The 11,468-nt window shown below is 49.0% G+C and carries 11 protein-coding genes; 7 read left to right on the top strand and 4 right to left on the bottom strand.

Annotation, left to right across the window (positions count from 1 at the left end; all coding sequences use genetic code 11):
- Positions 1-53: 53 nt before the first annotated feature.
- The 6 genes from DFR28_RS12360 (at position 54) to DFR28_RS12335 (ending at position 6,477) form a co-directional block, all read left to right on the top strand.
- Positions 54-1,106, top strand: coding sequence for a hypothetical protein (locus DFR28_RS12360; protein WP_113954682.1), 1,053 nt, complete (start codon positions 54-56; stop codon positions 1,104-1,106).
- Positions 1,103-2,086: a hypothetical protein gene (locus DFR28_RS12355; protein WP_113954681.1), complete on the top strand. Its 984-nt coding sequence runs from the start codon at positions 1,103-1,105 to the stop codon at positions 2,084-2,086. Before DFR28_RS12360 ends, DFR28_RS12355 begins: the two co-directional genes overlap by 4 nt.
- A 189-nt stretch (positions 2,087-2,275) precedes the next feature.
- The gene (locus DFR28_RS12350) at positions 2,276-3,130 is read left to right on the top strand and encodes a class I SAM-dependent methyltransferase (RefSeq protein ID WP_113954680.1); all 855 of its coding nucleotides are present in this window, start codon (positions 2,276-2,278) and stop codon (positions 3,128-3,130) included.
- A 3-nt stretch (positions 3,131-3,133) separates the two neighbouring features.
- A complete protein-coding gene (locus tag DFR28_RS12345; RefSeq protein ID WP_113954679.1) occupies positions 3,134-3,577 on the top strand; it encodes a hypothetical protein in 444 nt (147 codons plus the stop codon).
- Positions 3,578-3,584: 7 nt separating this feature from the next.
- Positions 3,585-4,703, top strand: coding sequence for a PQQ-dependent sugar dehydrogenase (locus tag DFR28_RS12340; protein ID WP_113954678.1), 1,119 nt, complete (start codon positions 3,585-3,587; stop codon positions 4,701-4,703).
- A 7-nt stretch (positions 4,704-4,710) separates the two neighbouring features.
- A complete protein-coding gene (locus tag DFR28_RS12335; protein WP_113954677.1) occupies positions 4,711-6,477 on the top strand; it encodes a carboxyl transferase domain-containing protein in 1,767 nt (588 codons plus the stop codon).
- Here DFR28_RS12335 and DFR28_RS12330 read toward each other — a convergent pair.
- Together DFR28_RS12330 and DFR28_RS12325 are read right to left on the bottom strand one after the other, a co-directional pair.
- Complete coding sequence (locus DFR28_RS12330; protein ID WP_113954676.1) at positions 6,474-7,127, bottom strand: nitroreductase family protein; 654 nt, start codon at positions 7,125-7,127, stop codon at positions 6,474-6,476. The two genes, DFR28_RS12335 and DFR28_RS12330, sit on opposite strands and share 4 nt — an antisense overlap.
- A 58-nt stretch (positions 7,128-7,185) precedes the next feature.
- The gene (locus tag DFR28_RS12325) at positions 7,186-8,241 is read right to left on the bottom strand and encodes a TauD/TfdA family dioxygenase (protein WP_113954675.1); all 1,056 of its coding nucleotides are present in this window, start codon (positions 8,239-8,241) and stop codon (positions 7,186-7,188) included.
- A gap of 170 nt (positions 8,242-8,411) precedes the next feature.
- Between DFR28_RS12325 and DFR28_RS12320 the strand changes: the two genes are divergently transcribed.
- Positions 8,412-9,377 carry an aspartyl/asparaginyl beta-hydroxylase domain-containing protein gene (locus DFR28_RS12320; RefSeq protein ID WP_113954674.1) on the top strand — a complete coding sequence of 322 codons (966 nt, stop codon included), beginning with the start codon at positions 8,412-8,414 and terminating at the stop codon, positions 9,375-9,377.
- Between the two features lie 79 nt (positions 9,378-9,456).
- On the opposite strand, the gene hisD is transcribed toward DFR28_RS12320, so the two are convergent.
- Both hisD and hisG read right to left on the bottom strand, forming a co-directional pair.
- Complete coding sequence (hisD, locus tag DFR28_RS12315) at positions 9,457-10,797, bottom strand: histidinol dehydrogenase (protein ID WP_113954673.1); 1,341 nt, start codon at positions 10,795-10,797, stop codon at positions 9,457-9,459.
- A 19-nt stretch (positions 10,798-10,816) separates the two neighbouring features.
- Positions 10,817-11,443 carry an ATP phosphoribosyltransferase gene (gene hisG, locus DFR28_RS12310; protein WP_113954672.1) on the bottom strand — a complete coding sequence of 209 codons (627 nt, stop codon included), beginning with the start codon at positions 11,441-11,443 and terminating at the stop codon, positions 10,817-10,819.
- Positions 11,444-11,468: the final 25 nt, after the last annotated feature.

The raw sequence follows: 11,468 nt of genomic DNA, 5'->3' as shown, positions 1-11,468 counted from the left end.
GCCAACCCGTAATCCGCAGTACACTGTATTAAAAACGAGTTATAAGTAACCGAATGGCAAAGTTCACTCTATTTTTGATTCACGGGATAGGCATTCACCGTGACCCTAGCTGGGCGGACCAAGCGATTGAACGATTAAGCGAGGCTTGGCAGCGTAGCATTAAGCTCAACACGCCGATGCAAGAGCATATTGAAGTAGTGCCAATCTGCTACGACTCTGCATTTGAAGACTACCTTGATGATTTCGCCGACTTAGGCAAAGCCGTTTTCAGCGACGCACTGACGCTACCAGATCGAGAGCGCGAACAATTAGCCGCGACCCTAGTTACCAATGCCGTGACGCATAAGCATTTTCTGTGGTCATATTTGGTCGATGTGGTGCTGTATAAAATGTCGATCGTCAAAGAGCAAGTTAATGCTCTGGTGGCCAAGCAACTCTACCAGCATATCAGTCGGCATAGCACCAGCGATCAATTTGGCATCGTGGCCCACTCACTCGGCACTCGTGTTATCAACGACACACTGCAAAATATCCGTACCGCCGCAACCGACAAAAGCAATTTCTATCAACAAGGCTATCGCATCAAATTTCTAATGCAGATCTCGGATGTGACCGATTTATTTAGCCTACCGCTCAACCACGACCAATTTCCTCCTTGCGATGTGTATCCGCATTACACTTATGACTACTTACGAACGATAACAAACTGCTTTGACCCAATCGCACGCATGGTACCAACTCGCCTACAGCATTGGCCAGAAGGACTTAAACAAGCTAACCACTTAGGCCGACCAGTGTATAAAGACATCGTGCTGGATCATGTTCATGAGACCAATGTACACGGGCTCACGCATTACATGTTGCACCCTAAAATTACCGATGAGATTTTTGACTTAAGCGGGTTCAAACGGTTATTGACCGAGTCCGACACGCGTTGTAGCGACTTTCCAGCCTTGGGCCCCAAAGTATCCCTTGAGTTGCGCGATGCACTAAGTCAACTAATCCAACATTCGCATGAACATGAAACAGATTCTTGGCAAACCTATGTGAACTTGATCTTGAAGTTTGGCGAGGTGTCCCACCATCATGAAGAGTCAATCGCATGAAATGGTTAGTGGCGTTATTAATGCTGATGACTTGTTACTCAAGTGCGGCCTGCCCCGCGCTCGACCCAACACTGTCTGGCGAATTGGCAATGAATTTACCCGACGCCGAGCAACAACTCACCAATGTGTTATTGGCAACGCAATCATCCGACACATTACCTCAGCAAACCACTCAATCTATCGATTGTTGGTTAGCCCAACAAAGTGAGTTTTATACGCCATTAGCAACGATCCGCCCCGCTTTAACTCGCTTGAGTACTGCCGCTGAAATAGGCGTCGGTCATGCTCGCACTAGCGTAATCAATGAGATTAACCGAAGCATCACTCGAGACGCAGGAACCGGGTTTATACAGTTCCCAGTGGCTAACGGCGGCACCACAACCATCAATCTGTATGACGACCTGGTGACTCCTTTTTGTCAAGCACACGCAACAACCGATTGCGCCCGAGCAACTCAATTAGCACAACAATTATGGCTGATAGCTGGCTACTATCGCGCCTTATCTGACTCGCTTAACCGGCCCGACAAACTAGCGAGCTTGCAGTTCAATCAGACCCTCGAACAACAATGGCAAAGTTATAAAGACGACACTATTAAACTCTGGCCGCATGAGGTACTCGTTAATTCTCTAATATATCAACCGCAAAAAACTGGCTTATCCGGCCCGCCCAACTACAAGTTACTGGCACTTCGTCCGACATTAGGCTTAAGTTATCTATCCGATCAACCTCATCGAATTCAACCAACGATCAATGTGGATCTACTGGGAATCTATTGGTGGAAATATAGCGAATCCGGCAATGACGCCGCGAGCCCCGGACGAGGCATTGCAGCAAGCTTAGTTTGGGATGGCGACGACACCGCTTACGGATTAACGTATCACCATAACCCGAAGTGGTCAGTAAGCGTGGCACATGGCGACGAGAACGATATAGTGTTGTCGGTTAGCTTGCAGTTAGCTTACTGGGTTCTCCGCTAATGCGGGCAGTCAGCCGAGTTAGCGCCGCTTCACTTACAAGACCAAGCATTTGGTGTAGTATCAACCGATAATGCTTTTGTGATCACGGAGTTCTACCCGAGAATTAGCGAAGCGTTGCGACCATCATTAGTGTTTCCGCATCCTCATATTAAACAAACAATCATATAACTACTAAACGGAGGAAATTACATGAAGAAAATTACCTTAACGACGTTGCTCAGTGCATGCCTGTTAGTTATTCAAGCATCTGCCTTTGCCGAAGAAAACACCTTAGCTACCGTTTTGGCGACTCAATCGGATGACGTTAAAGCCCGTTATCAATACCGTCATCCACAACAGACACTTGATTTTTTCGGTATCAAACCCGGAATGACAGTAGTTGAAGCACTGCCTGGCGGCGGTTGGTACAGTAAAATACTACTACCGGTGCTCGGGGCTGATGGCACCTTAGTTGGAGTCGATTATCAACAAGCTTTGTGGCCAAATTTCGAGTGGATGAAGCCAGACGCCATCGAAGCCAAGAAATCGTGGGTTGCCACTTGGACTGCCGACGCCGAAGCTTGGCGGGATGCCGACAGCGCTAAAATCACTGCATTTCAGTTTGCTGAACTACCCGACACAATGAAAGGCTCAGCCGATGCCGTACTGTTTATTCGCGCCCTACATAATCTTGCAAGGTTTGAAACCAAAGGCGGGTTTCTCACAAGTGCGCTTGAGGATACTCTCGCCGTATTAAAACCGGGTGGCATTGTCGGCATCGTTCAGCATCAAGCGCGCGAAGACCGACCCGACTCTTGGGCCGACGGCAGCAACGGCTACTTAAAGAAAAGCCATGTAAAAGAGGCTATGACTAACGCTGGGTTTGAGTTTATTGGTGAGTCCGCAATTAACGAGAATCCGAATGACCAAGCAACTGAAGGCGATATCGTATGGCGCTTACCGCCGAGCTTGAGCGGCGCACGTGATGACGCAGAAAAACGCGCCAGCATGGAGGCGATCGGCGAGTCTAATCGCATGACGCTGCTGTTTAAAAAGCCCGAGTAGTCAATGAAAACAGCCTTGAACTATCTGGCGGCCTTAGTCGCCGCCACCGTGCTTACCAGTCTACTCGGATCGTTTTTTTCGAGCCAATTTGTACTGCATGAGCTACAGGCAATTGGTGCGGATATATCATTAAAGACTCGCCTATCGATGACTATTGCTGATCTAGCTATTCTGCAAACTCTAGTGCTAGCGTTTGGCGCCGCATTACTGATTGCCTTTGTGGCGGCTGCAGCCTGCGCTAAGTTCATCGGAGGCAATCGCCTATTTTGGTATGTGTTTGCCGGGTCATCTGCGGTAATCACGCTGCTAATAGTAATGAGTTGGCAATTACAACTTATGCCAATAGCTGGTGCTAGAAGCAACCTAGGAATCGCATTTCAAGCGCTTGCTGGTGGCTTAGGCGGCTACTTATTTGCTCAATTAACACGCCCCACAAGACCTGAATAACCGCCCCATGATATATACCAAGGAATTAGTACGCCGAGCATCGCTCACGGCCTTGCTTGCGACAACGTTGATGCTGTCAACACCAGTTGGATTACACGCCGCATCCGCGTCGCCGATTGAGCCAAACTCCACGATAAGTACTCTGGTAACCGGATTAGACTCGCCGTGGGCCATGGCGTTTTTACCCAACGGCGACATTCTCATTACGGAGCGAGCTGGCAAGATTCGTGTGGTCCGCAATAACACGCTTCTACCACAAGCCATCAGCGGCATCCCAGCAGTCTACTTTGCTGGGCAAGGCGGCTTACTCGATATCCTGTTGGATAGGAATTTTAGCGAGAACAACAAACTCTATTTGAGTTACGCGGTCGGCACCGCCAAGCAAAATGCTACACGTCTTATCTCGGCTGAACTCCATGATGGCGAACTGATTAACCAGAATGTTCTCTTTACCGGCTCGCCAATGCGCTCCACAGCGCATCATTTTGCTGGGCGTATTGCACAATTGAGTGATGGCACTTTACTGCTTACCGTTGGCGACGGCTTTAACTATCGCGAACACGCGCAACGGCTTGACTCGCACCTGGGTAAGATTATTCGAGTCGACCAACAAGGCAAACCGCCAGCAGATAATCCCTTCATTGATACCACAGGCGCCAAACCAGAAATCTGGTCCCTAGGTCATCGAAACCATCAAGGCATGGTGGTGGTTGCTGATCGGGTATTCGCCAATGAACATGGCCCCAAAGGTGGGGATGAAATCAACCGGATAAAGCCCGGCTTGAACTATGGCTGGCCGATTATCACTCGCGGCGTCGATTATACCGGTGCGCGTATTTCACCTTTTACCGACTACCCAGATATGCAGCAACCACTGGTAGATTGGACCCCGTCTATTGCACCGTCTAGCATGACCTACCTCAAAGGCTATTTGTATTCGACCTCACTTGCAGAAGGCTCAATACGTCAAACTCGCGTAGAAAATGACACACTGGTCGACGAAGGCATTGTTGTCAAAGAATTGCGCGGACGTTTGCGCGACATTGAAGTTGGGCCAGATGGCAATCTATATGTACTCACCGACGGCCAGGACGCGCGCTTAATAAAAATCCAAACCGCTAAATAGTATTGATATGTCGAATGTAACCGAGGTACCCGCACCACTAACCGGCACCGTGCTTGAAGTCCATATCGGTGTCGGCCAAACCGTTAAAGCCGGTGAATTATTAGTGTTACTGGAGTCGATGAAGGTTCATGTGCGGATTGAAGCTGAACACTCTGGCCAAGTTCAATGGGTATTCGTCGCAAACGGTCAAAATGTGCAACGTGGCGCTTCACTGCTTAGCATAATGGCTGACCAATCGACCACACACAAAGCCGATATCAAGCAAAGCGATAAAACCCCACACCCAAGTATTGCGGCCTTAGCGGCACGCCAAGCCCTCAGCTTAGACGACGCCAGAGCCGACGCAACCACTAAGCGCCACGCTAAAGGTTACCGAACCGCTCGGGAAAACCTATCGGCGCTATGTGATGACCTCGATAATTTTCAGGAATACGGTCAGCTTGCGGTCGCGGCGCAGCGCAACCGAACCGATTACGAGACACTCAAAACCAGCACCGCGGCAGATGGCATCATTACAGGGGTTGCACAAGTAAACGGACACTCCACCGCACTAATCATTAATGACTACTCGGTATTGGCAGGAACCCAAGGCTTCTTCCACCATCAGAAACTAGACCGAATGTTGCATGTTGCGTCTAAACAAAATCTGCCGATAATTATGTTCACTGAAGGCGGCGGCGGTCGGCCTGGTGACACCGATATCACCACAGTTAACTCGGGCCTGCATTGCACCTCATTTGGCACATGGGCTGGCTTAAGCGGCCAAGTACCACGCATAGCCGTCGCCAATGGTTATAACTTTGCCGGTAATGCAGCACTATTTGGCGCAGCAGATATCACCATAGCCACTGAACAATCTTGGATTGGCATGGCTGGCCCCGCGATGATAGAAGGCGGTGGTCTAGGGAGTTTTGCACCTAAAGACATTGGCCCTATTTCAATCCAGCAAACTAACGGGGTAGTTGACATTGTTGCGCGCGACGAGGCGCATGCGGCAGAGCTCGCGACCCAGGTGCTTTCGTACTTCCAAGCTGAACGTCTCGATTGGCAAGCGCCGGAGCAAACACCACTCGCGTCAATCATGCCGATTAATCGACGCCAGACTTATGAAGTGCGCAACATTATTAACACCTTGTCGGACACTAACTCATGGTGCGAATTAAAACGCGGCTATGGCAGCGGTATCATTACCGGCTTCGCTCGCATTGAAGGTCAGTCGATCGGCATCATGGCCAATGACTGCACGGTTCTCGGTGGCGCCATTGACGTCGCAGCCGGAGAGAAAGCGGCTGGCTTTATGCAACTTTGCGACCAATTTTCAATCCCCGTGCTGACCCTGTGTGATACCCCAGGCTTTATGGTTGGCCCAGATCATGAGGGGCTCGGTGCAGTAAGACGCTTAGCCGAGTTATTTCGTGTTGGAGCACAATTAACAGTGCCACTTTGGGCAGTAGTGCTAAGAAAATGCTATGGCCTAGGCGCGCAAGCGATGTTAGGCGGCAGTACTCACCGCCCCAACTACACATTAGCGTGGCCGACCGGCGAGTTTGGCCCTATGGGGCTCGAAGGCGCGGTAAAACTCGGCTTCAGTAAACAGCTGGCAGCCGAGCCAGACACCGCTAAGCGGGAAGCGTTGTATCAATCATTGCTCGATGAACAGTATCAACGCGGTCAGGCCATTGAAGTCGCCAGCGTACTAGAGATTGATGCGGTCATCGACCCAACTGAAACACGCCAACATCTTGCGTCACAGCTGGCCAACCGCAGTCTTTAAAAGGTACTCACCACCTCATTGAACTGTTTACGCTCGATATCTGGCACCGTCACGTCATCAGCCGGGTAACCCGCCACGATCAACATATATGGCTTCTCATTACTCGGCCGTTGTAATATCTCATTCAGAAACTTCATCGGACTGGGAGTGTGCGTTAACGTCGCCAAGCCGGAAAAATGCAGCGCCGAAATCAACATTCCAGTAGCAATGCCAACCGACTCAGGCATATAATAATTTTTGTGCTTTACTCCTTCTTCGTCGATCGTGTTCCGCTGTAAAAATACCGCAATCAAATATGGCGCTGTCTCTAAAAACGGTTTGTGCTCGTCGGTTTCAAATACCTTTAGATCGTCCAACCATGATTGCGGCGCTCGCCCGTTGTAAAATTCTTGCTCTTCGGCTTCAGCTGCTTTACGAATAAGCTGCTTAGTCTCGGTCGCTTCAATTACCACAAAATGCCAAGGTTGTTTATTGGCGCCACTAGGTGCCGACGCGGCCGCCCGTACGGCATTGTCGATAATTTCTCGATCAACTGGGCGATCCGAAAAATCACGGACGCTACGGCGACGCTGCAAGGTGGCTGAAAATTCACGTGATGCTGTCAACATCTCCGCAGGTGACAATTCTTTAAAATCTAAAGGGATCGACATTTTAGTACTCGTGGTAAATAGAATCAGGACTCACCTGAAACACAAAATAAGCACTGGTTTAGATCTGATATGGATCGCCCAGTGCCGCCGCTATCTTACGCGGTTTTACCACATTTAGACGACCATGACCGCAACGAATATTGTCCAAGATTAATAAGTCGCCACTTTGCCACTTAAAAAGATTCGAGGAACTCCATGCAGCATCAATCAACTCACGAGTTTCAGCACGCGAAATTGCTGACCCGTCGCCCCATAAAGTCCGCATAAAAACATGCTTCTTAGCATACTGCGAGCGGATAAACGTACTCAGCGCCAAACGTTTAATCGGGTTCAATCTGTGCGCAAAAGTACTTAAATCGTAGGGCGCAGCCTCACCGTTATACAGAGTCAAGCTAATGCATCGCTTACCCGAAGTGGGATCAGTCATATAGCCAGGCATGCGCGCGCGGGTAATTAAACCGCCATTGGATTGCCACTCATACTCAAGGCCTTGTTGCTGACACGCGAGTTCGGCTTGCTCCACTGTGTCAGCATGAAATGCGTCTCGCCAAGTTTTATAGACGTTGAAAAAACGTGCTTTACGAGTACCGAAATACCGCTCGTATATCATTCCATGCTCATCAATTTTCTGACGTACAGCCGGGCTCAGTTTGGAGTAAATAGCGGCGCAATCAAATATCGGCGTTTCACCATACTTGCTGGGCTGAGTTAAACAGTAGAAAAAGATTTTGCCTGGGCGCTGCTTTAAGTAACACATTTCAGTGTGAAACGAAATAACGTATGACGGCGGCGCTTCAGTGGAAGTAAAGAAATGATCACTCAAGCGACTGCGCGGGCTCGCGCCCCCAAGGTACTCATCATCAAAGGTTGTGCCCCACGCTGAAAGCAGCATTTCGGCTTCAGCGGTGTCTTGAATCGGGAAGCCTCGGAGCAATACCGCACCACTGACAGCGTAGCTATTCTGAATCTTCTGCATAAATGCTGAATCGTTCATCAGTTCGGCCAACGTTCCGCAATCCGCCGACGCTTGTACCACAGAAACAAAACTCGAGCGGTTCGGACTATCGGACGCGATTTCCTGGTCAGTAAGACCGCGGGTTTGCAATGCGAGCATGCTACTCCTCCTATTTTTCTAGACGTTATGTCAAATAGAGTAGCAGCCTTTAGCAATCGCCGCAATAACACAAATACGCGGTGAATTAGAAAACTTGACTGGGGTCATTAGCTGAATTGCGCTATATTCTCGGGCATACCGACTCCTCGAAACAGTACCCGGTTCAAACTATGAGTACAGCTATAATGATTGTCATTGCCGCGTTTATCGTTGGCTCAATGATTTACGCCTATGCATATCGCGGCGATGCCCGATGGGCTGGATTTGGTGAATATGTGCGCAAAGGATGGCCATTATTTACCCCATTCAACTGCTTGCTCTATTTATTCACCAAACCACGTGCTCGCCCGGCCATTATGGATATTCAGCAATTTCCCGAGCTGAAGTCGCTGCATGAAAACTGGGAGACGATTCGCCAAGAAGCTGTCGAATTAATGGCCGTTGGTGGTTTTGATCAAATTAGCAACAAAGACTCAGCTTCGTATTACGACATTGGCTTTCGCACCTTCTACAAATACGGTTGGACTAAATTCTATTTGAATTGGTATGGCTATACGCATACATCGGCACAACGCACCTGCCCTAAAACACTGGAAATCTTAAGTAAGATTCCGCAAGTGAATGGTGCAATGTTTTCCGTATTACCCCCGGGAGGCCAGTTAACTCGCCACTTAGACCCAGTAGCATGCTCGCTGCGCTATCATTTAGGCTTGGACACGCCAAACGATGACCGGTGCTACATTAGCATTGACGATAAAAGATATTCATGGCGCGACGGTGAGCCCTTATTGTTTGATGTAACCTTTTTGCATTTTGCACACAACGATGCTGACAAACCACGCCTGATCTTGATGTGCGATATTGACCGACCAATGTCATGGATTGGGCATGTATTGAACTGGCCGTACAAAATGCTGATGAAAGCAACGGTGGTGCCCAATACCGACGAAGACAAACGCGGATTTGCTAATCGCACATTTAGCACACTGGTGCCATTACTGGAAAAAAGTAAACGACTAAAAGAGACCAACTTAGCCGCCTACAAGGCATTAAAATACACGGTAAACGGCACATTAATGTTGATACTCGCCGGTATCGTCTGGCTGGGCTTGGAATTCTTGATCTGGCTAATCTAAGCCATTTATTCCAATATAATCGGCGTCCGCAAACTCTAGCGGATGCTGATGCTACTCATATAGAAGTTTAAGCGCTTGGCTATTTACCCTTACTAAGTTCAACTCGATCATTCGCTCCAGCGTCGTCGAGTCGGTACTCAGCCGATCGAGCATGTGCGGTCAACGACTCACCACGCGCCAAGATAGAGGCGTTTTCACCAATGCTTTGAGCTCCTTGGCGAGACACTTTAATCATGCTGGTGCGCTTTTGAAAATCGTAGACACCGAGTGGCGAACTAAACCGTGCAGTGCCCGAAGTTGGCAAGACATGATTCGGGCCAGCACAATAATCGCCTAACGACTCAGCACTGTACGGCCCAATAAAGATTGCACCTGCGTTGGTAATCTCTTGCGCCAACTGGTCGGCATCTTCGGTAAAAACCTCTAGATGCTCGGCCGCTATCTCATCCGCGATAGCAATTAACTTATCTCGTGACTCAGCCACAATAAGCGCCCCGTTTCCCTTTAGAGACTGCTGAATAATCTCAGCACGCTCCATAGTTGGTAACAAGCGATTTATTGACTGTTGAACGCGCTCGGCGACCAACTCACTTTGGGTCAGTAATATGGATTGGGCAATTTCGTCATGCTCCGCTTGTGCAAACAAGTCCATAGCAACCCAGTCCGGATCCACTGACTCATCTGCGATCACCAGCACTTCCGACGGCCCGGCAATCATATCGATGCCAACCTTACCAAACACTTGCTTCTTAGCAGTCGCAACATAGATATTGCCAGGACCAGTAATTTTATCGACTGCGGGTATGGTTTCAGTTCCGTATGCGAGTGCCGCAATCGCTTGCGCACCACCGACACGAAAAACACGATCCACGCCAGCCAGCACTGCAGCAGCCAGCACCATGTCGTTAAATTCACCGCCAGGCGTCGGCGATACCATTATCAATTCTTTTACGCCCGCTACCTTAGCCGGAACCGCATTCATTATTACCGATGAAGGGTAGGTCGCCTTGCCACCAGGCACATATAAACCAACGCGTTGCATCGGCGTTATTTTTTGCCCTAATTGAGTACCGTCTGCCTCGGTATATGACCAAGATTGCTGATTTTGTTTTTGATGATACGCAGTCACTCGATCAACCGCATACTGCAAGGCATCTCGTTGTTTAGGCGGAATCGCATCCAAAGCTTGCATCAACCTAAACCGCGGTACTTCAAGACCCCGAGCCTCGGCATCAAAACCGTCAAATTTGCGTGTGTATAAATACAAAGCGGCATCACCACGATGACGCACAGTGGCAATAACCTCAGCTACTGTCTCATCAATACCAAACTCTGTCGTTTGATCACGATTGAGTAGCGTCATTAACGCGGCAGCAAAGTTCTCTTGCTCAGAATTCAGTTTTTTAACGGCTACGTGCATCCAAATATTCGCTAATAGGTTAAATATGCTCGGCTAGTTGGTCGACTAACTTGGCAATCATTTTATGCTGAACGCGCATAGACGCAGCGTTAGCAATAAGTCGGCATGAAATATCGGCTACTAAATCCTGCGCAACCAAATTATTTGCTTTCAAAGTACTGCCAGTTTCGACCAAATCGACGATTTCATCAGCCAAGCCAACTAGCGGCGCCAACTCCATTGCGCCATACAATTTAATAATCTCGGCTTGAATGCCTTGAGCTTGGTAATAACGTTGCGCTGATTTAACGTACTTAGTCGCGACACGAATACGCTTATCATGCCGCAACTGCCCAACGGCGGCGGCAGGCACAGCGGTCATAAGCCGACACTGTGCAATTTTTAAGTCTAACAGCTCGGCCAACCCTTCACCGCCATGCTCCAATAAACCGTCTTTACCAACAATACCTAGATCGGCCGCACCAAACTGAACATAAGTGGGTACATCAGTGGCTCGAATGACCACACATTGCAGATCGTCATGATTAGTCGCAAAAATTAACTTGCGGCTGGTAAACGGATCATCCAACAGCGAAATACCCACTTTTTCCAACAGCGGCAGAGTTTGCTTTAAGATGCGGCCTTTAGAAAGCGCGATAGTGATCATGCTAAGTCTTACCTATTGAACTGAG

The sequence above is a fragment of the Arenicella xantha genome (genome assembly GCF_003315245.1).
In the GTDB taxonomy this organism is placed as follows: domain Bacteria; phylum Pseudomonadota; class Gammaproteobacteria; order Arenicellales; family Arenicellaceae; genus Arenicella; species Arenicella xantha.
This window is presented reverse-complemented; position numbering and strand designations above follow the sequence as displayed.

What these genes read in the sequence shown, in the direction of transcription:
- DFR28_RS12330 (WP_113954676.1), bottom strand. Translation starts at nt 7,127, where the DNA reads ATGTCGATCCCTTTAGATTTTAAAGAATTGTCACCTGCGGAGATGTTG.
- DFR28_RS12335 (WP_113954677.1), top strand. Translation starts at nt 4,711, where the DNA reads ATGTCGAATGTAACCGAGGTACCCGCACCACTAACCGGCACCGTGCTT.
- DFR28_RS12340 (WP_113954678.1), top strand. Translation starts at nt 3,585, where the DNA reads ATGATATATACCAAGGAATTAGTACGCCGAGCATCGCTCACGGCCTTG.
- hisG (WP_113954672.1), bottom strand. Translation starts at nt 11,443, where the DNA reads ATGATCACTATCGCGCTTTCTAAAGGCCGCATCTTAAAGCAAACTCTG.
- DFR28_RS12345 (WP_113954679.1), top strand. Translation starts at nt 3,134, where the DNA reads ATGAAAACAGCCTTGAACTATCTGGCGGCCTTAGTCGCCGCCACCGTG.
- DFR28_RS12320 (WP_113954674.1), top strand. Translation starts at nt 8,412, where the DNA reads ATGAGTACAGCTATAATGATTGTCATTGCCGCGTTTATCGTTGGCTCA.
- DFR28_RS12355 (WP_113954681.1), top strand. Translation starts at nt 1,103, where the DNA reads ATGAAATGGTTAGTGGCGTTATTAATGCTGATGACTTGTTACTCAAGT.
- DFR28_RS12350 (WP_113954680.1), top strand. Translation starts at nt 2,276, where the DNA reads ATGAAGAAAATTACCTTAACGACGTTGCTCAGTGCATGCCTGTTAGTT.
- DFR28_RS12360 (WP_113954682.1), top strand. Translation starts at nt 54, where the DNA reads ATGGCAAAGTTCACTCTATTTTTGATTCACGGGATAGGCATTCACCGT.
- DFR28_RS12325 (WP_113954675.1), bottom strand. Translation starts at nt 8,241, where the DNA reads ATGCTCGCATTGCAAACCCGCGGTCTTACTGACCAGGAAATCGCGTCC.
- hisD (WP_113954673.1), bottom strand. Translation starts at nt 10,797, where the DNA reads ATGCACGTAGCCGTTAAAAAACTGAATTCTGAGCAAGAGAACTTTGCT.